The following is a 20746-nucleotide window of genomic DNA, read 5'->3' as shown; positions in this document are numbered from 1 at the left end:
GGTCACGCGACGGTGCGGCCTGCTGATCATGGGGCGCACCGCAGGCTTCACGCCGCGGTCCAGCCGCCCGGACGCACGCAACGCCGGATCGCTCCCTGCTCTCCGAGGGAATGCAAGATCACCCAGCCGTTGACGACGAGATCGCGCACGCCCTGGTGACGCTGCAGGACCTCGTCCATGGCGCTCTCCGGCGCGGCGATGAAGACGTTGAGCCTGATGGGTTCGTGGATGAAGCGCGTGCCGTCATGCACCGACTGCCAGGGCAGCCCGACACGCAAGTCGCCGGCGTTGCCCTCGAGCACGCCGAGCTGGCCGACGATGTTGTGCAACACCTTGTTGCCGCTGCCGAAGGCAGCGTTGTTCACGGTCGAGCCGTAATATTGCAGGTTGATCCAGCTCGCGACCACCATCGGCGCCGTCATGATCAGCTCGAGGGTGCGATAGCCGTCGTCACGGGCGGCCTCGTAGGAGTGCAGGAAGGCGCGGCCGCCGAGGTCGAGGCCGCGGGTGAAGGCGCGCGGCGCGGCGATGAAGGCGGCGTTGCCGGCGAGCCCCCATTCGGGCCGCACCTGCGACCAGTCGCGGCTCCGGGCGATCACCGCGTCATCGATGTCGGATACGTCCTTGATGCCGAGCAGCGCGCTGCGCTCCTGCCGCGCCAGCCGTGCAGCGTCCGCGAGCCGTGCCTTCAGCCGGGACAGATCCGGCGCGAGCACGGCCGGAACGTCGTCCTCGTCGAACAAGGTCACGGCATCGGTCGTGGTGTCGTGCAGCGCTCCGATGAACCAGCAATCGGCGGGGATGTCGATGCCCTTGGCGCGCAGACCTTCTCGCACACGCCAGTCGTTGAGAACGGCTGCGGCGACCCGCGCATTGGCCTCGCCGGTATGGCCCCCGCAGGCGCCGCAATCCAACCCCGACGCGTGCGGATTGTTGACGGTGGTGCTGCCGTGACCGGCCAGCAGCACGAGCCGCGCGAACGGCCCGGTCAGCGACATCGCCTTGAGCACCGCCTCGGCCATCGCGACGCGCTGCGGATCGGTGAAGCCGGTGGCCCGCCCGCCGAGCTCGCCCGGTGTCAGCCGCGGCTGGACGCGGGCCGCGATCTCGGGATCGAGACCATCAACGACGGGTGACGGCACGGGACGCGTGACACCTGCGCTGTCGGTTGCGATCTTGGCGGCGAAGCCGAGGCCGGCGGTCTCGACGAAGGAGAACGACGAGACGGCCGAGACCTTGAACGACTTCCAGGCCTTGGCCGCCCGCCGCCGCAGCAGCCGCAGACCCAGCACCTCGGCCGCCTCGACGTCATCGGCATGCTTGACGGCCTCGCAAACGACAAAGGCGGGCTTGAGCAGCACCGGGCATTGCGCGCCGCCCCTGGTATGGCCGATCGGGACGTATTCGATCGGGAAGCCGAAGAATCCGGCGAAGCCGATCGTCTCGGCTTCCGGATAAGCGGTCTCCAGCGCGCGCCGGAAGATCTCCGAGCGCACGTCGATGCAGAACGCGGCCTGCAACGCCGGCCGCGCCGGCAGCCGCGGGATCGCCGCCTCTGCGCCATGCGCGGCAAGCTGCCCGACCAGCCGCGCCCGGAAGGCGATCTCATAGGCCTCGTGCAGCACGAGATCGATCGCAAGCTCCGGCGTCTCGTCGAGCCGCTGATCGGCCGGCAGCTTCGCCGCTTCCGCCATGGCCTCCGCCCAGGCCGCCTTGAAGGCGTCGTCGGTGCGCGCCTGATAGAGCGCGTAGCCCCAGGCGAGCCGGATCGCCAGCAGCTCCAGCAGGGTCTCGTCGCGCCGACCGTCGAGCTGCGCGTTCCAACCGATGTAGCGGGCATAGGCCGACCAGCCGCCGAGATCGAACAGCGCCCGCACCAGATAGTCCTCGACTGCCCGCTCGGGGATGCCGAGCCGGTCGACGATCAGACCGATCGCCTGCACCGGATCGGCCGGCAGCTCCGCGATCGCCTTGCGGAAGCCGGGGAGCCCCATCACCTCGGGATTGCGGTCATAGGCCGCGATCGTCCGCCACGCGGCATAGGGCTTCAGCTTGCGCACCGGGCTTGGCCAGCTCGCCTGGCCTTCGTCGAAATAGGTGGCGCAGAACGCCGAGATCTCGTCGATCATGAAGGCGACCAGCGAGACGTACCGATCGCCCTCGGCGAGCCGGTCGAGCACCTCGGCGACCGTCGCCACGACAGCGGGCGGCGACGACAGCCCGGCCTCGGCGCGCGCCTTCTGCTTGAGCGCGTCGACATCGAGCCCGGTCGAGGGATGCAGCGCGAGCGCCTGCGCCAGCGCTTCATCGTCGATCCGGCCGTCGTCGAGCGCCTGCCGGTAGTAGCCGCGCGGCATCAGCATCCGCGTCCGCACCACGCGCTCGAACGTCGCGGCGGTCGCGGCGAAGCTCTGCGAGGTAAAGCCGAGGAACGGATTGACGGCGACGAAGTGCTTCAGCGGCCACAACGGCGCGACCCGCTGGCAGGCGCTGTCGATGCGGGCCATCAGCCCGGCATCGGCGGTGGTGTCGATCGGGTCGGTCATGGACATGGCAAGGGCAGCCTGGGTCATCTTCATCTCCGGCTCACGGCTTGGACGGAAGGTGCGAGCTCGCGCTTCGCGGCCAAACCGTCAGCACGAGGCGGTTGGCGAGCGTGTTGAGATAGAGGCCGTTGCGCAGGTGGACGTAGGCCGCGATCCAGAACGGCGCGTCGGCGCGGCGCATCATCTGGTTCTGGAACACGGTCACCGCCGCGAACGAGACCACCACGGCCGCCGCGATCAGCATCGGCACGACACCATCGACCGGCCGCGATGCGGGAATGCTGCCGCCGACCAGCCAGGCCGTGCCGGCCTGCAGCGCGAAGTAGACGATCGCGACGCCCGCTGCGGTCACCGCGGCGCGGGCGATGACGAAGGCGTTCGGCCGCTCGTCGATCGCGTTGGCCATCAGGTGCACCAGCCCCATCAGCAGCACCGAGCCGAGCGCGATCTGCGCCGGGTTGCTGCGGAGCGTCATGCCGAAGGCGAGCCCCGTGAGCAGCGCGAGGCCGATTACCGCGACCAAGGCCAGGATCAGTCGTGCCGCGTGCGGCTGGCCGCCGGGGCTCGGCGTCCATGACGCGCGGGCGAGATCGATGATGCTGCCCGACGACAGGAAGGCGTGCGCCTTGTAGAGCGAATGCGCCACGATGTGCAGCAGCGCCGCGGAGAAGGCGCCGAGCCCGCATTGCAGCAGCATGAAGCCCATCTGCGCCACCGTCGAATAAGCGAGCTGAACCTTGACCGAGGTCTGCGTCAGCATCACCAGCGAGCCGAACAGCGCGGTGGCGCCACCGACGACCGCGAGGACGTCGAGCGCGGGCGTGGCCAGCAGCAGCACGTCGCTGAGCCTGAGCACCAGGAAGCCACCGGCATTGATGATGCCGGCATGCAGCAGGGCCGACACCGGGGTCGGCGTCTCCATCACCTCGATAAGCCAGCCATGCAGCGGCAGCTGCGCGGATTTCAGCATCGCGGTCGCGACGATCAGCAGCGCGGCGATCGTGACAATCGCCGATCCCGCCCCTTCTCCGCCGCGGGCCTGCGCAGCGAGGCTGGCGAGCTCCAGCGTGCCGAAGCGGAGGTAGAGAAGCAGCGCCGCGACCGCGAGGAAGGCATCGCCGAGCCGGCTCGCCACGAACTTCTTGCGCGAGGCGCGGACCGCGGCCGGACGGGTGTCGTAGAACAGCAGCAGCTTGCCGAGCGCCAGGCTGGTGCCGATCCAGGCCGCCAGCAGCAGCACCAGGTTTCCGGAGATCAGCAAGGTCAGCACCGCGGCCAGGGTGAGCAGCAGCCAGCGCGTGAACCTGACCTGGCCGGGATCGCCGTCGAGATAGTTGCGGCTGTAGCGCACGACGACGAAGCCGATGAAGCTGACCAGCATGATGAGGATGGCGCCGAGCGTATCGAGCTGCAGCGACAGCCCTAGGCCGTAGCCGCCGAGCAGTGGCGTCCGCCCTGCCCCCATGACCGCTGCGCCGAGGCTCGCGAGAGTGGCAAGGGCGAATGCGAGCGCGGCGGTCGCGATCGCGTTACGTGCGACGGTTCTGGCGCTGCCGCCGGTGCCGGCGAGTGCGACGACCGCGAGCGTGAGCGGCGCAAGCGCCGCAAGACAGGGAAGGAGCTGGTTCATGGCGGCCCGGTCGTTTGATCACAGGGGACGATCTCTCCCTCTTGCTTTACGGGCTGCAGTTCATTCCTAAAATTTCAATCATTGAACCTGATCGTTATAAAATATAGAATGATTGTGTGCCGCATCTGAATTACCACCACCTACGCTACTTCTGGATCATCGCCGGCGAAGGCAGCATGAGCCGCGCCGCGCAGCGCCTCAACGTCTCGCCCTCCTCGCTGTCGGTGCAGGTGAAGGCGCTGGAGGAGCAGCTCGGGCAGAAGCTGTTCGAGCGCATTGGACGCACCCTGCAGCTCACCGAGGCCGGGCGCATCGCGCTCGACTATGCCGGCAGCGTGTTCAAGTCCGGCCATGAGCTGATCGAGACCTTGTCGGGCCTGCGGCCGGGACGGCAGCTGCTGCGGGTCGGCGCCGCGGCGAACCTGTCGCGCAACTTCCAGATCGCGTTCCTGAAGCCCTTGATCGGGCGCGGCGACGTCGAGCTGATCATCCACACCGGTCAGTTCAGCGACCTGTTGGAGCAGCTCGACGCCCACAAGCTCGATCTCGTGCTCGCCAACCATCCGGCGGCGCCAGACATGCGCAGCAATTTCGACAACACGCTGATCGATGAGCAGCGCGTCAGCCTCGTTAGCCGCAAGCCGGCCAAGCCCGCGCGATTCCGATTCCCGCAGGACCTGGCAACGACGCCGGTGATCCTGCCCGGCCGAGGCAGCGCGCTGCGCTCGGCTTTCGATGCGCTGGTCGGATCCAGCGGGATCCGTCCGGTCATCGCCGCCGAGGTCGACGACATGGCGATGCTGCGCCTGATGGCCCGCGAGAGCGGCACCGTCACGTTGGTGCCGTCGATCGTCGTGATCGACGAGCTGCGTACCGGCGTGCTGGTTGAACGCGCCCGCCTGAGCGCGCTGAAGGAGCAGTTCTTCGCCGTAAGCCAGCAGCGCCGCTATCCCAATCCGCTCGTCGCCGAGCTGATCGGATCACGCGACAGGAAGAGCGGTTCACGGCCTGAATGACCTGTCCGTGGCACTTCGTCTTGAAATAGGTTGCAGGCAGCCCGCAAGACATCGGGACGGACCGGTCTTGCGGACCAACTCCCAGTTCGTTCCGAACTGGGGCAAGGTCAGCAGTCGTGAGCCGTCCGATCAGAACATCGCGGGCGGACTGACATTCACCCCGTGCTGGACCAGCACGAGAGAAGCGACCACGCCCGTCAATGAGAACATGGTCACCAGACCAAATCCGGAATTGAGCGCATGGGGACCAACCAGCTTCCGCACAATCATCATCATCAATGTCTCCTCCTGAATGTCGTTAGTGGACTTAACTAGAGGGACGGTGCGTTACCGGGGCGTTTCCAAATTTGGAGAGATCGGCGCGTGGTGAATGCATCCTTGAATGCACAGCATGCCCGGCATGAAGGCCGCTTAACAATGACGGCGGATTTGCAGTTGCATCGAGACGGGGGAAGCGCCGACGCTCGAAGAAGTTGAATCTTCGTATTAGCTCGCCCTGAACGGAGCACGATGTCGACGACAAGGATGGACGACGGCCGCACGCGAGGCGCGGTGGTTCGCGTCGCGCTGAGCGATCGCATCTATACGCGGCGTGAGCAATTCGACGCTTCCCGTTTCCCAGCGGAAGTACATCGTCACCCCGAATGAAGTGGCCACAGCCGTCAGGCGACCCTCGGTCATTCGGCTGGCGACATCCGGCTCGGAACGGATCGCGAAGACGTTCGCGGTCTGCGTCCTGATATGATCCTACTTCGCCTCATTCATCGCCGTCGCTGCGAGCAGCGCCGCCTCGATCGTGTCCCGGGTCTTGTCGAGATGCGCCATCATGAGCGTCACCGCGCGCTCGGTGTCGCGCGCCAGCGCCGCCTCCATCAGTTCGCGATGCTCACGCGCGGCATCGCGGTTGCCGCGATCGGTCTTGCGGGCGAGATCGAGATAACGCTCGTTGTGCGCAAACAGGAGATCGCGCACCCGCATCATCCAGGCGCTGCCACAGGCCTGGGCCAACGCGGCATGGAAATCGGCATGCGCCAGCATCCAGGCCGGCGAGAAGCTGCCGTCATGGGCCGCGATCGGCGTCGCGGCCAGACGGTGATGCGCGGCAACGACCGTGGTCTCCCAGGCGAGATCACCGTTGGCGATGGCGCGGCGCAGGCACTTGGTCTCGATCTCGACGCGCATGTCGGTCAGATCGCGCAGATCGGCCACCGAGACCGGCGCCACGCGGAAGCCGCGCTGCGGCGTCGCCGTCACCAGCCCTTCCGCCGTGAGCCGCGCCAGCGCCTCGCGGATCGCCCCGGTGCTGACGGAGAAGGCTGATCCGAGCTCGCTGATCTTCAGCTTCTCCTCCGGACGATAGAGGCCGGCGAGCAGGCTGGCACGCAACTGCTCGTAGACGGTCTGGGTGGCGCTGCCGGACATCGACTCACTCTCGCGGGACAATCGATTCACACTAGCAAAGCCTAAAAGTATATTTTCATCAAAAAATATATTTTAATTGCACGGCCTCCGCCATGCCCCTATGCTCAGCGCCAAAACGCCGCCGGCAGCGCGGCCATCAGGGAGGTATCCATGCGAAGCGCCATCGCAGCGGCAGGATTGTTGGTCGGCGCGTCCGTCCTCGCCGTACCCGCTCGGGCGCAGGATCAGCCGGGCGTCACCGCCAGCGAGATCCGCATTGGACAGACCATGCCCTATAGCGGGCCAGTGTCCGCCTTCGGCATCCTCGGCAAGGGCGAGGTGGCCTATTTCAAGATGGTCAACGACCGCGGCGGCATCAACGGCCGCAAGGTCAACCTGATCTCGCTGGACGACAGCTACGTGCCGCCCAAGACCGTGGAGCAGACGCGACGGCTGGTCGAGAGCGACGAGGTGTCGTTCATCTTCTCGACCATGGGCACCGCGCACAACACCGCGATCGCCAAGTATCTCCAGGGCAAGAAGGTGCCGCAGCTGTTCGTGGCCTCGGGCGCCTCGAAGTTCGGCGACCCTGCGCAATTTCCGCTGGCCTTGATGGGCGTGATGGCGCCGTTCCGCAACGAAGCGCGGATGTATGCGCGCTACGCGCTGCAGAAGAAGCCGGATTCGACCTTTGCCATTCTCGCGCAGAACGACGATTTCGGCCGCGACTATCTCGCCGGGCTGAAGGACGTGCTCGGCGAGCGCTTCGACAGCACGGTGACCGTCGCAAGCTACGAGTCGACCGAGCCGACCATCGACTCGCAGATCGTGAAGCTGAAATCGACCGGCGCCGATGCGCTGATCATCGCCGCGACGCCGAAATTCGCCGCGCAGGCGATCCGCAAGACCTTCGAGATCAACTGGCGGCCGCTGACGTTCCTGACCAACGTCTCGGTGTGGATGTCATCGGTCATGGAGCCGGCGGGACTGGAGGCCGGCACCGGCATCATCTCGACAGCCTACGTCAAGGATCCGTTGGATCCCGCCTGGGCCAACGATGCCGGCGTCAAGGGCTGGCGCGACTATATGGCGAAATACGTGCCCGACGGCGACATCCGCGATTCCAACTACGTCAACGGCTACAACAACGGCATGGTACTGGAGCAAGTGCTGAAGGCGGCCGGCAACGATCTGTCGCGCGAGAACATTTTGCGGCAGGCGCTGTCGATCAAGGATCTCGAACTGCCGATGCTGCTGCCGGGCATCAAGGTCAACACGTCAGAGACCGACCACCTCCCGGTCGAGCAGGTGCAGTTCATGCGTTTCACCGGCAAGCAGTGGGAGCGGTTCGGCGAGGTGCTGTCGACCAAGTAGCGGCGGCTGCTCCGTGGATCGTCGGCGCGGCTCCGCGCTGACGACAGGCGCACGCATGGGCTGGCACGGTATTGGAGGACGGCGCCTCTCTCTCGCCACGTAAACAAAATCGCAACAGTCGCCTGCGATGTTTCGTCGCAGGTCAACCGAAGTCGCAATCGGCGTCCGCATACATCCACATGTGGTCCCGCGCGCGACGGCGTGACCCTCTGCTCACGGCCGGGGGAGCGGGCGGAGGCGGGCTCCTGCCCGGTTCTCACCGCAGGTCTCCTTGAAGCAGTCGCGGAGATGATCGCCGCGGGGGAACCGCCAACAAGGAAAAGAATACAGGTCCTCACCGCCCCAACGGGATCTTTTGAGGAAGAGCATGACGGATATCAGCCGACCAGCGAGCCGGGCGAGCGCCGCCATCGCGCGCTTCTCCCGCGACAGCAAGGCCAATATCGCGGTCACATTCGCGCTGGCGCTGTTGCCGATTCTCACGGCGATCGGATGCGCGACCGACTACTCCATGGCCATGCGCATGAAGATCAGGCTCCAGTCTGCGGCGGATGCCGCGAGCATCGCCTCGATCTCGGTCAACTCGGCAGGCTATACAGCGGCGATGGCGATGACGTCGGACGGAACCGTTACCGCCGGAGTCGCGGAGGCGGACAACATCTTCAAGGGCAACGCCTCTACCTTTCAAGGCTACACATTGACGTCCGAGACCAGCACCGTCACCAAGAGCGGGTCCACACTGACGTCGCAGGTGCAATTCACCGCCAACGTGCCGGCCACGTTCCTGACGGTGATCGGCTATCAGAATCTGACGGTCAGCGGCCAATCGTCCTCCTCCGTCACGTTGCCACTCTATCTCGACTTCTATTTGACGCTGGACGTCTCGGGCTCGATGGGCCTCCCGTCGACGTCGTCCGAAGCACAGCGCATGCAGGCCATCAGCCCGGACAACTACAGGCAATACCCCACGGGATGCACGCTGGCGTGCCATTTTTCGCCGCAGAATAGCGCTTGCACCGATTCAGGGACCCAGGGATATCCCACAAACAACTATTGCCTGGGCTATGCGATCTCGCGCGTCAGCCAGAGCGGTTACAAGAACCTGCTGACCACCAACAAGAACTACCCCATGGGCGTTCAACTGCCGTCGTCGATCGTGTCCGGCCTGCCGAACTCACTGTACAAGAACCTGGCGACCGTTGCGAACTGCCCGACCGATGGGACGGATGCGTGCATCCAGCTGCGGCTGGATGCCGTGGGCTATGCCGTGAACCAGCTGTTTGTCACGGCGAACAACACCAAGAAGGTCAACAACCAGTTCCGGATCGGCCTCTACCCCTTCATCCGATATCTCTATTCCTACTTTCCGCTCACCAGCAGCATCAACGGCTCGACGACGGATTCGACCACCATCAACTATGCGGCGGCCAACCTTGCGACGCTGCTCGACACCAACACCAACGCATCTCTCGGCTCGGGCGGAACGCATATCGACACGGCCCTGTCCAGCGTCAACAACCTGATCGTCAATGTCGGGAACGGCAGCGCCTCGACCAATACCCTGCCCTACGTGTTCCTGGTCACCGACGGCGCGCAAGACCCGCAAGTGAAGGGCGTGCCCAATGGCTCATGGTCCGGCAGCAATCATGCCACCGTGATCGATCCGAACACCTCCTGCACACCGCTGAAGAACCGCGGCATCATCATCTCAGTTCTCTACATTCCCTATCAGGTGATCAATCCGGTGAACGCATCCTTCGCCGGTGACGAAGACGACTATGCCAACAGCAACATTCCTTCGATTCCGCCGAGCCTGAAGGCCTGCGCCTCGCCGGGATTCTTCTATACGGCGAACACGCCCGCCGACATCACGTCGGCGCTGAACGCGATGTTCAATCATGCGGTGTCCGAGGCGCATCTGACGAGATAGAGCAGAGACAAGCCCAGGCTCGGCCGTTGGACTTTCGGCGCCGAAGGCGTAGACCTCTACCGTCGACCACGAAAGAGCCGCGGCGCCCATGTCCGAGACTGATCCGCTCACGCTGAAATTTCGCTGTCCGAAGGAGCTGGAAGGCCTCATTCCGCAGCCGGTGCCGGCGCCGATGGGCGTTCCCGACTGGGTCAAGACGATGCCGGCCACCGCGTTCAGCGCGCTCAACCAGGCCGAGGAGCAGACCGTCAAGCGCTGCGCGCCCTTCATCGACGCGATGACGACGGGCTTCCTCATTCCGCTGATCTGCGATCTCACGGTCGAGGATGGCGGGATCAGCTGGGACAACGAGCTGCCGCCGGGCGGCGCGATCGATTTTCCGCGCTCGCCGATCAGCTTCCACGACGCCGCGCAGGTCACGGGCTCGCCGCTGTTCGAGGCCGACCGCTTCCTGCTCAAGTTTCACAATCTCTGGACGATCGAGGCGCCGGAGGGCTGGGCATTGCTGTTCACGCATCCCGTCAACCGCTTCGACCTGCCCTTCACCACCGTGACCGGACTGGTCGACAGCGACCGCTTTCACGACTCGTTCGTGCATTTTCCGGCGCATTGGCACGACACGGCGTTTCGCGGCGTGATCCCGAGAGGAACGCCGGTCGCGCAATGCATTCCGGTGAAGCGGCAGGCGTGGACGATGCAGACCTCGGCCTTCACCGAAGAGGAAATCGCAGAGATCCACGAGGTGCGCGAGGCGCTGAAGCGCGAGACCGGCGTCTATCGCAAGCGGTTCAGGGCTTGAGGGCGGCCGCGCCGTCGACCTGAAGGAACTTCGCCGCATCGCTCGGCCGGAAAAAGAAGCGGCCATGCGAGCTAACGACCATCGTATAGGCCGCGCGGCTCAACAGATGCGGCCGGCCGCGCACCACCGTGCGCAGCGCCGCCTCGGCCCCGGCGCGGTCGCCCATCTCCATCAGGCACATAGCGAGGTTGGCGCGGGTCTGCGTGTCCTCAGGCCGCAGGCCGAGCGCATGGCGGTAGGTGCCGGCGGCCTCGGCATAGTCGCCGTCGAGGAACTGCACCCAGGCGAGCTCGATCAGGATGTCGGGCCGTCCCGGGGCGGCCTCGCGCGCCGCCAACAGGTGGTTGCGGGCCCGAACGCGGTCATTGGCCTGAAGAGAGAGGCGTCCGAGATCGAGCTGGAGGTCGACGCTGTCGGGTGACAGCGTCAGCGCCTCCTCGATCACGGCGATGGCTTCACCAAGCTGTCCCGACTTGGCAAGCCGCCCCGCCAGCTCCTGGAACGCCGGCAGAAAAGCCGGCCGCCGCGCCGCGGTCTTGCGCAACTGCGCGATGCCGTCGGCGGCGCGTCTGGATTCGCACAAGGCAGCGCCGAGCAGTGTCTCGAGTTCCGGATCGCTGCCGCGGAGCGCCGCCTTCTCGAGCGGCGCGATCGCTTCGCTCGCGCGCTGTTGGCCGAGCAGCGCATGGGCCTGGACGAGCAGCGCGGCGCGGTCGGTCCTGGCCGTGCGCAGAATCGAGGCGGCGATCTGCTCGGCGCGCGCGAACTGCCGCGCGCGCAGCGCGTGGATCGCCTCCTGCAGCGCCTGCGCCTGCAATCTGTTCTGCGCCTTGCTCACGACCAGCCGTCACAACGCGAGGGGGGCCGGTAGCTCTAGCCCGCAGGACCCAGGGGTGTCCAGCGGACGGCAGCACGCTCACCCGAACAGCGGCGTGCCCGGCACGAAGGCGTCGAACGCGGCCCAGAACTGCGAGCGGTAGCGGTCCTGCTCCTGCAGGATCTCGTGCTTGGCACCGGCGATGACGAGATGCGAGCCGGCGCGCAGATGATAGGCGAACTCCTCGATCGCAGCCGTCGACACCACGGTGTCGCTGGACGCCGCCAGCATCAGGATCGGCTGGCGGATCTGGGAGGGATAGGTCATGCCGCGGAAGGTCATCATCGCCGAGAACGCCGCGTCGGCCCAGGCGACCGTGGGCGAGGCGATGCCGAGCGTCGGATCTTCTTCGAGGATCGCGGCGTTGCGGGCATAGCGGACCGGATCGGAGGTCAGAGGATTGTTGACGAACGGCGCCAGCCCGCTGATCTCGTCGTTGCCGCCCGGCACGTAGCGGCCGCCCTGTCCGGCGATGCGCATCGCCCGCAGCAACAGCCGCGCCGGCAGCGCGGTGCGGCTGTCCGGAAGGTCGATCATCGGCGCCGACAGCACGACGCGATCGAACCAGCGCTTGCCGGCATGCGCGAGCCGCAGCAGCACCGTGCCGCCCATCGAATGCGCCAGCGCGAAATAAGGCGGCGGACAATCCGGCAGCACGACTTGCGTGACGAAGGTCTCCACGTCGGTCTCGTAGTCGGAGAACGAGCGCACATAGCCCTTGCGGGAATCGCGCAGGCGCCGCGATGAATGGCCCTGGCCGCGCCAGTCGATGATGGCGACCGCAAAGCCGCGATCGCGCAGATCGCGCACCGTCTCGAAATACTTCTCGATCATCTCGCTGCGGCCGGTGAACACGCACACCGTGCCCTTGCGCCCGGCCGGCGGCGCCCAGCGCGCAAAGCGCAGCTCGGCGCCATCAGGGGTCTTGATGGTGCCGGCAGTGACGTTTTCGGGAACGGGATTGGCGGGAATCGAGACGAGCGTCATGAGGCGCCCATCGAATAGGTGAAAGGCAGCGGGAATCAAGGGGTGGAACGGCAAAAAGAGCAGGTCTTGGGCGCCCTTGAAGGTCGAAACGTCCGGCCCATATCGAGATCGTGCAGGCCGCGTCAGGCTGCACGACAGCCCGGCCCGATGGCGGGCGGGTTAGCCAACAGTCGCTCAATGGAGGACTTTGACCATGCGTACCTACGACCTCACCCCCTTCTATCGTTCCACCGTCGGTTTCGACCGTCTGTTCTCGCTGCTCGACCAGGCCACCGCCGAGCCCACCCCCGGCTATCCGCCCTACAACATCGAGCGCACCGGTGAGAACGCTTACCGCATCACCGTCGCCGTCTCCGGCTTTGGCAAGGATGAGCTCTCCCTCGTCGCGAAGGAAAACACGCTGACGATCAAGGGCGAGAAGGCCGCCAACGAGAACGGCAAGAAGAGCGAGGTGCTGTACCGCGGCATCGCCGCCCGGGCCTTCGAGCGCTCGTTCCAGCTCGCCGACCACGTGGTGGTGAAGAACGCCAGCCTCGAAAACGGCCTGCTCCACGTCGACCTCGTACGCGAGATTCCGGAAGCGAAGAAGCCCCGCTCGATTCCGATCTCGACCGGCGCGCAGGCCGCCGAGCAGCCGGTGATCGAAGGCTCGGCCGAGAAGGCCGCCGCCTAACAGCACATCCTCATTCTGGAATAGGAGCGCCCCGGGCAACCGGGGCGTTTTTTCATGTCTCGCTGCAGTGCAGTCAAACGATCGTGACCACTGGTAACGGCCTGCTCTCAGCTCGCGAAGACGCCAATGATCGCCTCGTCAACCGGGCTTGGAGCCGTGACATGGACCTTCTTCGCACCCTTACCTGCGCCGCCGCGCTGCTGATCTCCGCAGGCCCCGCCCTCGCCGAGCCCGCGCTTCCGCCCAAGGTCCACAACGTCGTGCTGGTGCACGGCGCCTGGGCCGATGGCTCGAGCTGGGCCAAGGTCATCCCCTATCTGCAGGCGGCCGGCCTCAAGGTCACGGCCGTGCAGAATCCGCTGACCTCGCTGGCGGATTCTGCGGCCGCCACCCGCCGCGCCCTGGCCGAGCAGGATGGGCCGGCCGTGCTGGTCGGCCATTCCTGGGGTGGCACGGTCGTGAGCGAGGTCGGCACCGATCCAAAGGTCAGCGCGCTGGTCTATGTCGCGGCCCGGGCCCCCGATGCGGGCGAGGATTTCGTCAAGCTCGCCGGGCAATATCCGACACCGCCGGCACGCGCCGGCATCGTCGACCACGACGGCGAGACCAAGCTCAACGAGGACGCCTTCCTGAAGGACTTCGCCAATGGTGTCGATGCGACGACGGCGAAGGAGCTCTATGCGGTGCAATGGCCGACCGCGGCGACGATCTTCGGCAACCGCACCACCCAGGCGGCGTGGCACGACAAGCCGTCATTCTATGCGGTGTCGCAGCAGGACAAGACGATCGATCCGGATTTCGAGCGCTTCCTGGCCCACCGCATGAAGGCGACCACGATCGAGCTGGACGCCGGGCACCTGTCGCTGGTGTCGCATCCGAAGGAGATCGCTGATCTGATCCTGAAGGCCGCCGGTCAGCACGAGTAGTGCGACCGATCGCGCTGGGATCTCATCGGCTGCTCCAAACGACCTGTCATGCCCGCGAAAGCGGGCATCCAGGTCGCCGTGGCAGTCGTGACTGACCGAGATGCCGGGGTTACGTTATCGCCCGGTCGAGCCGGGCGATGACAGCTTTGGTGGTGGCAAGCGGCCGGGCAGACCGTCAGACTGCCTCTATTCCAAACCCTGTACAGCCGGCATCTTTGCCGTCGGCAGGATCTGGGGCACCGGCTTCGCCGTGGGCGCTGCGACGGAGCCCGTCGTCTGCGGCGCGGCCGCGGCCGATTGCACCGGCTTCGGCTCAGAGGGTTTTGCGTCTGAAGCCTTTGCGTCTGAAGCCTTGGCTTCTGAAGCCTTGGCTTCTGAAGCCTTGGCTTCTGAAGGCTTGGCCTCTGAAGCCTTGGCCTCGGCCGGCTTGATGTCCGCGGGGCTGGGCGCGACCGGCTTGACCGCCTCGGCCGGCTTCGGATTGAGCGCGGCGGTCTGCGGTGCCGGAGCACTCGGCCGTGCGGCAGGCGTCGGCACCTTCGGCTGGACCGGCACCGCGGTGGCAACGCGCGGCGCAGCCGGCATCGGCGGCACCAGGCGCGGATCGGCCCGGATCACGCTCGGCGGCGACAGGCGGTCGAGGCCGCCGCGCGGGCTCGGCTCATAGCGCATCCGCTCGTACTCCTCGCCCCATTGGAACGCCGGCACGAAGCGGAGGATGCGGCCGGAGCGCGCATCGACCACGAGCTTGCCGTCCTCGCCCTGCCGATCGAGCACCGCCACGACCCAGACATTGCCGCGCTGGCGCGGTGCGCCGAGCGGCGAGAAACCGTTGTCGCGCAGAATCGCATAGACCTCATGCACCGGCAGGAACGCCGGTGCATAGCCATACTCCTGCTGGTAACCGTCCTGACGGTAGACCGGCGCCGGCGGCACATAGCGCTCGTCGCGGTAGCCGTAGTCAGGGCCCGGCCGATAGCCGTAACGCGGCGGCGGTGCGGGCACGACGGCCGGCGGCGGCAGGTCCGAATAAGGCGTATCGAAATCGGAGACCACCGTGTAGGGCGCACGGACGCCCTGTGGCGGCAACGGCTCGGCCTGCGCGGCAAACGGCGCGATCAACGCGGCCGAGACGACTCCAACTAGCAACTTCATGGCTCAAAGCTCCTGCATGCCCCCGCACGTGAAGCTGTTCGCTTCTTCTCAAGTGCCGCGGAAGTTCTGCCGTGATTCCGGCGGTCCTGGGTCGGCGAGAGGGCGGGATCGGGGCGTTAGGTTTCAAAATCGAGCGCGGCGCGTGATCGCCGGCCCGGCCGGATCGATCGGTCAGTGGCAGAAGCGGAAGATTTGCCGGGGAATGAGCGTGTGCGGCGCCCGGACCTCAGGACTCCGCAGTGCTTGTGTGATAGGTTAAAGTTTGGCATCTTGCGGTTTAGGACAGAAATGCTGTCTAAAATTTCGTTGCAAAGGTGACCGAGACTTTGCAATGATGTTACGGCGCCTGAGGGCGCTGCGACATGAACAGGCCGCGGTCGTCCAGCGGGGACATGGTCCCCCGGACACTGGCCTGAATTCTGCAAATGCGGCTCGCTGAGAAGGACGAGCGTTGGCTCCGGAGAGGGGCCCGCGCAGCGCCCGGGGTGCGCCGGACGGACTGTACCGGACTGTGGTGAAGGCCCTGACCAATAATTTATGGGGACGGATATGAGCGGATCGAAGGTCGAGCACGGAATTTTGGGCGGCGCGGTGCTGGCTGTGGATTCGCATGAGAAACCGGCCGAAATCACCCGCGAGCTGCATACGTGGCGTCCTGAAGCCGAAGGTCTGTACGACCCGAGCCAGGAGAAGGATTCCTGCGGCGTCGGCTTCATCGCCAACATCAAGGGCCAGAAGTCGCATCAGATCGTCGCGGACGCGCTCAGCATCCTCTGCAATCTGGAGCACCGCGGCGCCGTCGGCGCCGACCCGCGCTTCGGCGACGGCGCCGGCATCCTGGTGCAGATCCCGCACGCCTTCTTCTCGCGCAAGGCGAAGGAGCTCGGCTTCACGCTGCCGGCTCCGGGCGAATACGCCATCGGCGCGCTGTTCATGCCGCGCGACGAAGCGTGGCGGAACGTCATCAAGAGCATCATCGCCGACCAGATCGAGGACGAAGGCCTGGTGCTGCTCGGCTGGCGCGACGTGCCGACCGACAACTCCTCGCTGGGGGTGACCGTCAAGCCGACCGAGCCGCGCAGCATGCAGGTGTTCATCGGCCGCAACGGCGCCGCCAAGACCGAGGACGAGTTCGAGCGCAAGCTCTACATCCTCCGCAAGTCGATCTCGCAGGCGATCTATCAGCGCCGTGACCGCGGCATGTCGGGCTATTACCCCTGCTCGATGTCGTGCCGGACCGTGATCTACAAGGGCATGTTCCTGGCCGACCAGCTCGGCAAGTACTACGCCGACCTGCACGAGCCGGACTTCGAGAGCGCGCTGGCGCTGGTGCATCAGCGCTTCTCGACCAACACCTTCCCGACCTGGTCGCTGGCTCACCCGTACCGGATGATCGCGCATAATGGCGAGATCAACACGCTGCGCGGCAACGTCAACTGGATGGCGGCGCGGCAGGCGTCGGTGTCTTCGGAGCTGTTCGGCAAGGACATCAGCCGGCTCTGGCCGATCTCCTATGAAGGCCAGTCCGACACCGCCTGCTTCGACAACGCGCTGGAGTTCCTGGTGCAGGGCGGCTACTCGCTGCCGCACGCGGTCATGATGATGATCCCGGAAGCCTGGGCCGGCAATCCGTTGATGAGCGAGGAGCGCCGCTCGTTCTACGAATATCACGCCGCGCTGATGGAGCCGTGGGACGGCCCGGCCGCGATCGCCTTCACCGACGGCCGCCAGATCGGCGCCACGCTCGACCGCAACGGCCTGCGGCCGGCGCGCTACCTCGTCACCAAGGACGACCGCATCGTGATGGCGTCCGAAATGGGCGTCTTGAAGATTCCGGAGGAGCAGATCGTCACCAAGTGGCGGCTGCAACCGGGCAAGATGCTGCTCGTCGATCTCGAGGAGGGTCGCCTGATCCCGGACGACGAGATCAAGGCGCAGCTCGCCGCCAGCCATCCCTACACCGAGTGGCTCGCGCGCACACAGATCCAGGTCGAGAAGCTGCCGGATGCGCCGACCACGGGCGCGCGCACCAACCTGCCGCTCTTGGACCGGCAGCAGGCGTTCGGCTACAGCCAGGAAGACATCGCGATCCTGATGACGCCGATGGCGGCGACCGGCGAGGAGGCCACGGGCTCGATGGGCAACGACACGCCGATCTCGGCGCTGTCGGACAAGCCGAAGCTGCTTTTCACCTACTTCAAGCAGAACTTCGCCCAGGTCACCAACCCGCCGATCGACCCGATCCGCGAGGAGCTGGTGATGAGCCTGGTCTCGATCATCGGTCCGCGGCCGAACCTGTTCGACCTTGAAGGCGTCGCTTCGACCAAGCGGCTCGAGGTGCATCAGCCGATCCTGACCGATGCGGACCTCGAGAAGATCCGCTCGATCTCGCAAGTGTCCGACAGCCACTTCGTCTCGCGCACGCTCGACACCACCTTCGATGCGAGCCTGGGCGCGGCCGGCTTCGAGCAGGTGCTCGACGATCTCTGCGGCCGCGCCGAAGCCGCGGTGCGCGAGGGCGTCAACATCATCATCCTGTCCGACCGCATGGTCTCGGCCGACCGGATTCCGATCCCGTCGCTGCTCGCCTGCGCCGCCGTGCATCATCACCTGATCCGCACCGGCCTGCGCACGTCGGTGGGTCTCGTGGTGGAGTCGGGCGAGCCGCGCGAGGTGCATCACTTCGCCTGTCTGGCCGGCTACGGCGCAGAGGCGATCAATCCTTATCTCGCCTTCGAGACCATCATCGCGCTCAAGGACAAGCTGCCGGGCGCGCTGAGCGACTACGAGGTCGTCAAGCGCTACATCAAGTCGATCGGCAAGGGCCTGCTCAAGGTCATGTCGAAGATGGGCATCTCGACCTACCAGTCCTATTGCGGCGCGCAGATCTTCGACGCGGTCGGCCTGAAGGCCGAGTTCGTGCAGAAGTTCTTCTACGGCACCCACACCCGCATCGAAGGCGTCGGTCTGGCCGAGATCGCCGAGGAGACCACGCGCCGCCACCGCGACGCGTTCGGCGACGCGCTGGTCTACAAGACCGCGCTCGATGTCGGCGGCGAATATGCCTTCCGCACCCGCGGCGAGGACCATGCGTGGACCGCGGAGTCGGTCGCGACGCTGCAGCACGCCGTGCGCGGCAATTCCAGGGAGCGCTACCAGGCGTTCGCGAGGCTGCTCAACGAGCAGTCCGAGCGGCTTCTGACCCTGCGCGGTCTGTTCCGGATCAAGTCGGCCGAGGACGACAAGCGCAAGCCGGTCCCGCTCGACGAGGTCGAGCCGGCCAAGGAGATCGTCAAGCGCTTCGCCACCGGCGCGATGAGCTTCGGCTCGATCTCGCGCGAGGCGCACACCACGCTCGCGATCGCCATGAACCGGATCGGCGGCAAGTCGAACACCGGCGAGGGCGGCGAGGAAGCCGACCGTTTCAAGCCGATGCCGAACGGCGATTCCATGCGCTCGGCGATCAAGCAGGTCGCCTCGGGCCGGTTCGGCGTGACGACGGAGTATCTCGTCAACTCCGACATGATGCAGATCAAGATGGCGCAGGGTGCGAAGCCCGGCGAAGGCGGCCAGCTGCCCGGCCACAAGGTCGACGCCACCATCGCCAAGGTGCGTCACTCGACGCCGGGTGTCGGCCTGATCTCGCCGCCGCCACATCACGACATCTACTCGATCGAGGATCTCGCGCAGCTGATCTACGACCTGAAGAACGTCAATCCCGACGGCCAGGTCTCGGTCAAGCTCGTCTCCGAAGTCGGCGTCGGCACGGTTGCCGCCGGCGTTGCCAAGGCGCGCGCCGACCATGTCACGATCGCGGGCTTCGAGGGCGGCACCGGTGCCTCTCCCCTCACCTCGATCAAGCATGCCGGCTCGCCGTGGGAGATCGGTCTCGCCGAAACGCACCAAACTTTGGTGCGCGAGCGGCTGCGCAGCCGCATCGTGGTCCAGGTCGACGGCGGCTTCCGCACCGGACGTGACGTCGTCATCGGCGCTCTGCTCGGCGCCGACGAATTTGGCTTCGCCACCGCTCCCTTGATCGCCGCCGGCTGCATCATGATGCGCAAGTGCCATCTCAACACCTGCCCGGTCGGCGTCGCCACCCAGGATCCGGTGCTGCGCAAGCGCTTCACCGGCCAGCCCGAGCACGTGATCAACTTCTTCTTCTTCGTCGCCGAGGAAGTCCGCGAGATCATGGCGAGCCTCGGCTATCGCTCCTTCAACGAGATGGTCGGCCAGACCCAGATGCTCGACCAGTCCAAGCTGGTCGCGCATTGGAAGGCCAAGGGCCTCGATTTCTCCAAGCTGTTCGTGAAGCAGAAGGAGGCGCCGGGCCAGAAGATCCATCACGCCGAGAAGCAGGACCATCATCTGGAAGCCGTGCTCGACCGCAAGCTGATCGAGCAGGCCAAACCCGCGCTCGACCGCGGCGCGCCCGTCAAGATCGAGGCCGAGATCAACAACACGGACCGTTCGGCGGGCGCGATGCTCTCGGGCGCGGTGGCCAAGATCTACGGCCATGCCGGCCTGCCGCAGGACACCATCCATGTCAGCCTGAAGGGCACCGCCGGTCAGGCCTTCGGTGCCTGGCTCGCCAACGGCGTCACCTTCGAGCTCGAAGGCGAAGGCAACGACTACGTCGGCAAAGGCCTGTCGGGCGGCCGCATCATCGTCAAGCCGCCGCGCAACTCCGGCATCGTGCCGGAGGAATCGATCATCGTCGGCAACACCGTGATGTACGGCGCGATCTCCGGCGAGTGCTTCTTCCGCGGCATCGCCGGCGAGCGCTTCGCGGTCCGTAACTCGGGGGCGGTCGCCGTGGTCGAAGGCGCGGGCGATCATTGCTGCGAATACATGACCGGCGGCATCGTCGTCGTGCTCGGCAAGACCGGGCGCAACTTCGCGGCCGGCATGTCGGGCGGCGTCGCCTATGTGCTCGACGAGGCCGGTGACTTCGACAAGCACTGCAACATGGCGATGGTCGAGCTCGAGCCGGTGCTGTCCGAGGAGATGATCGCAGAGGACACCTATCACCAGATGGGCGATCTCGAGGCGCATGGCCGGGTCGACGTGTTCAAGAACCTGCTGGCGTCCGACGTCGAGCGGCTGCACGTGCTGATCTCGCGCCACGCCAAGGCGACCGGCTCCAAGCGCGCCGCCGACATCCTGGCGAACTGGAAGGACTTCGCGCCGAAGTTCCGCAAGGTGATGCCGGTCGAATACCGCCGTGCCCTGAAGGAGCTCGCCGCCAACGCCGACGCCGAGCCCAAGATCGCGATCGGGGCCTGAGGCGCAGGCCACAACCAAGGCGTCATTGCGAGCGCAGCGACTTGTCCGCCGGAGCCCCTTGGGGCGTAGGCGGAAGCAATCCAGGGCCCAGGAGAAAGTCTGGATTGCTTCGTCGCTGACACTCCTCGCAATGACGGAGCGAATGA

14 protein-coding genes are annotated in these 20746 nt (G+C 66.0%); 7 read left to right on the top strand and 7 right to left on the bottom strand.

Annotated elements, in window-relative coordinates; genetic code table 11:
• Nucleotides 1–47: 47 nt before the first annotated feature.
• Complete coding sequence (locus ACQR13_RS27400) at nt 48–2573, bottom strand: YbcC family protein (protein ID WP_434863431.1); 2526 nt, start codon at nt 2571–2573, stop codon at nt 48–50.
• Between the two features lie 13 nt (nt 2574–2586).
• A complete protein-coding gene (locus ACQR13_RS27395) occupies nt 2587–4176 on the bottom strand; it encodes an NADH-quinone oxidoreductase subunit L (protein ID WP_315825437.1) in 1590 nt (529 codons plus the stop codon).
• 116 nt (nt 4177–4292) lie between these two features.
• Between ACQR13_RS27395 and ACQR13_RS27390 the strand changes: the two genes are divergently transcribed.
• A complete protein-coding gene (locus ACQR13_RS27390) occupies nt 4293–5192 on the top strand; it encodes a LysR family transcriptional regulator (protein WP_316167855.1) in 900 nt (299 codons plus the stop codon).
• A gap of 129 nt (nt 5193–5321) precedes the next feature.
• Here ACQR13_RS27390 and ACQR13_RS27385 read toward each other — a convergent pair whose 3' ends face one another.
• Both ACQR13_RS27385 and ACQR13_RS27380 read right to left on the bottom strand, forming a co-directional pair.
• Nucleotides 5322–5468: a hypothetical protein gene (locus ACQR13_RS27385; RefSeq protein ID WP_315716719.1), complete on the bottom strand. Its 147-nt coding sequence runs from the start codon at nt 5466–5468 to the stop codon at nt 5322–5324.
• Nucleotides 5469–5939: 471 nt separating this feature from the next.
• Complete coding sequence (locus ACQR13_RS27380; protein WP_315769302.1) at nt 5940–6614, bottom strand: GntR family transcriptional regulator; 675 nt, start codon at nt 6612–6614, stop codon at nt 5940–5942.
• A 150-nt stretch (nt 6615–6764) separates the two neighbouring features.
• On the opposite strand from ACQR13_RS27380, the gene ACQR13_RS27375 reads away from it, so the two are divergent.
• The 3 genes from ACQR13_RS27375 to ACQR13_RS27365 all read left to right on the top strand — a co-directional run bounded on the left by ACQR13_RS27375 (nt 6765) and on the right by ACQR13_RS27365 (nt 10696).
• A complete protein-coding gene (locus tag ACQR13_RS27375) occupies nt 6765–7967 on the top strand; it encodes an ABC transporter substrate-binding protein (RefSeq protein WP_434863430.1) in 1203 nt (400 codons plus the stop codon).
• A gap of 367 nt (nt 7968–8334) precedes the next feature.
• Nucleotides 8335–9897, top strand: a complete 1563-nt coding sequence (locus ACQR13_RS27370; RefSeq protein ID WP_316174975.1) for a TadE/TadG family type IV pilus assembly protein — start codon at nt 8335–8337, stop codon at nt 9895–9897.
• Nucleotides 9898–9985: 88 nt separating this feature from the next.
• Nucleotides 9986–10696, top strand: coding sequence for a hypothetical protein (locus ACQR13_RS27365; protein ID WP_434863429.1), 711 nt, complete (start codon nt 9986–9988; stop codon nt 10694–10696).
• Here ACQR13_RS27365 and ACQR13_RS27360 read toward each other — a convergent pair.
• The gene (locus ACQR13_RS27360; RefSeq protein ID WP_434863428.1) at nt 10686–11534 is read right to left on the bottom strand and encodes a tetratricopeptide repeat protein; all 849 of its coding nucleotides are present in this window, start codon (nt 11532–11534) and stop codon (nt 10686–10688) included. The genes ACQR13_RS27365 and ACQR13_RS27360 overlap by 11 nt on opposite strands.
• Before the next feature lie 78 nt (nt 11535–11612).
• Nucleotides 11613–12560, bottom strand: a complete 948-nt coding sequence (locus ACQR13_RS27355) for an alpha/beta hydrolase (protein WP_315769296.1) — start codon at nt 12558–12560, stop codon at nt 11613–11615.
• A 193-nt stretch (nt 12561–12753) separates the two neighbouring features.
• On the opposite strand from ACQR13_RS27355, the gene ACQR13_RS27350 reads away from it, so the two are divergent.
• The gene (locus tag ACQR13_RS27350; protein WP_434863427.1) at nt 12754–13233 is read left to right on the top strand and encodes an Hsp20 family protein; all 480 of its coding nucleotides are present in this window, start codon (nt 12754–12756) and stop codon (nt 13231–13233) included.
• A gap of 161 nt (nt 13234–13394) precedes the next feature.
• Nucleotides 13395–14159 carry an alpha/beta fold hydrolase gene (locus ACQR13_RS27345; RefSeq protein ID WP_434863426.1) on the top strand — a complete coding sequence of 255 codons (765 nt, stop codon included), beginning with the start codon at nt 13395–13397 and terminating at the stop codon, nt 14157–14159.
• 186 nt (nt 14160–14345) lie between these two features.
• Here ACQR13_RS27345 and ACQR13_RS27340 read toward each other — a convergent pair whose 3' ends face one another.
• Entirely contained in the window at nt 14346–15314 is a 969-nt protein-coding gene (locus ACQR13_RS27340; RefSeq protein ID WP_315753658.1) for a hypothetical protein, read from the bottom strand.
• Between the two features lie 549 nt (nt 15315–15863).
• Between ACQR13_RS27340 and gltB the strand changes: the two genes are divergently transcribed.
• Nucleotides 15864–20600 (top strand): glutamate synthase large subunit, encoded by a 4737-nt coding sequence (gene gltB, locus ACQR13_RS27335; protein WP_315753660.1) that lies wholly within the window; start codon nt 15864–15866, stop codon nt 20598–20600.
• Nucleotides 20601–20746: the final 146 nt, after the last annotated feature.

The organism is Bradyrhizobium sp. HKCCYLRH3059, from assembly GCF_051168035.1.
Classification (GTDB): Bacteria; Pseudomonadota; Alphaproteobacteria; order Rhizobiales; family Xanthobacteraceae; genus Bradyrhizobium.
The sequence above is the reverse complement of the archived record's forward strand: the minus strand, read 5'-3'. Positions and strand labels throughout refer to the sequence as shown.

Excerpts from the sequence above, each read along its gene's own strand:
- ACQR13_RS27400 (WP_434863431.1), bottom strand. The coding sequence starts at position 2,573 with ATGACCCAGGCTGCCCTTGCCATGTCCATGACCGACCCGATCGACACC.
- ACQR13_RS27395 (WP_315825437.1), bottom strand. The coding sequence starts at position 4,176 with ATGAACCAGCTCCTTCCCTGTCTTGCGGCGCTTGCGCCGCTCACGCTC.
- ACQR13_RS27385 (WP_315716719.1), bottom strand. The coding sequence starts at position 5,468 with ATGATGATGATTGTGCGGAAGCTGGTTGGTCCCCATGCGCTCAATTCC.
- ACQR13_RS27380 (WP_315769302.1), bottom strand. The coding sequence starts at position 6,614 with ATGTCCGGCAGCGCCACCCAGACCGTCTACGAGCAGTTGCGTGCCAGC.
- ACQR13_RS27375 (WP_434863430.1), top strand. The coding sequence starts at position 6,765 with ATGCGAAGCGCCATCGCAGCGGCAGGATTGTTGGTCGGCGCGTCCGTC.
- ACQR13_RS27370 (WP_316174975.1), top strand. The coding sequence starts at position 8,335 with ATGACGGATATCAGCCGACCAGCGAGCCGGGCGAGCGCCGCCATCGCG.
- ACQR13_RS27365 (WP_434863429.1), top strand. The coding sequence starts at position 9,986 with ATGTCCGAGACTGATCCGCTCACGCTGAAATTTCGCTGTCCGAAGGAG.
- ACQR13_RS27355 (WP_315769296.1), bottom strand. The coding sequence starts at position 12,560 with ATGACGCTCGTCTCGATTCCCGCCAATCCCGTTCCCGAAAACGTCACT.
- ACQR13_RS27350 (WP_434863427.1), top strand. The coding sequence starts at position 12,754 with ATGCGTACCTACGACCTCACCCCCTTCTATCGTTCCACCGTCGGTTTC.
- ACQR13_RS27345 (WP_434863426.1), top strand. The coding sequence starts at position 13,395 with ATGGACCTTCTTCGCACCCTTACCTGCGCCGCCGCGCTGCTGATCTCC.
- ACQR13_RS27340 (WP_315753658.1), bottom strand. The coding sequence starts at position 15,314 with ATGAAGTTGCTAGTTGGAGTCGTCTCGGCCGCGTTGATCGCGCCGTTT.
- gltB (WP_315753660.1), top strand. The coding sequence starts at position 15,864 with ATGAGCGGATCGAAGGTCGAGCACGGAATTTTGGGCGGCGCGGTGCTG.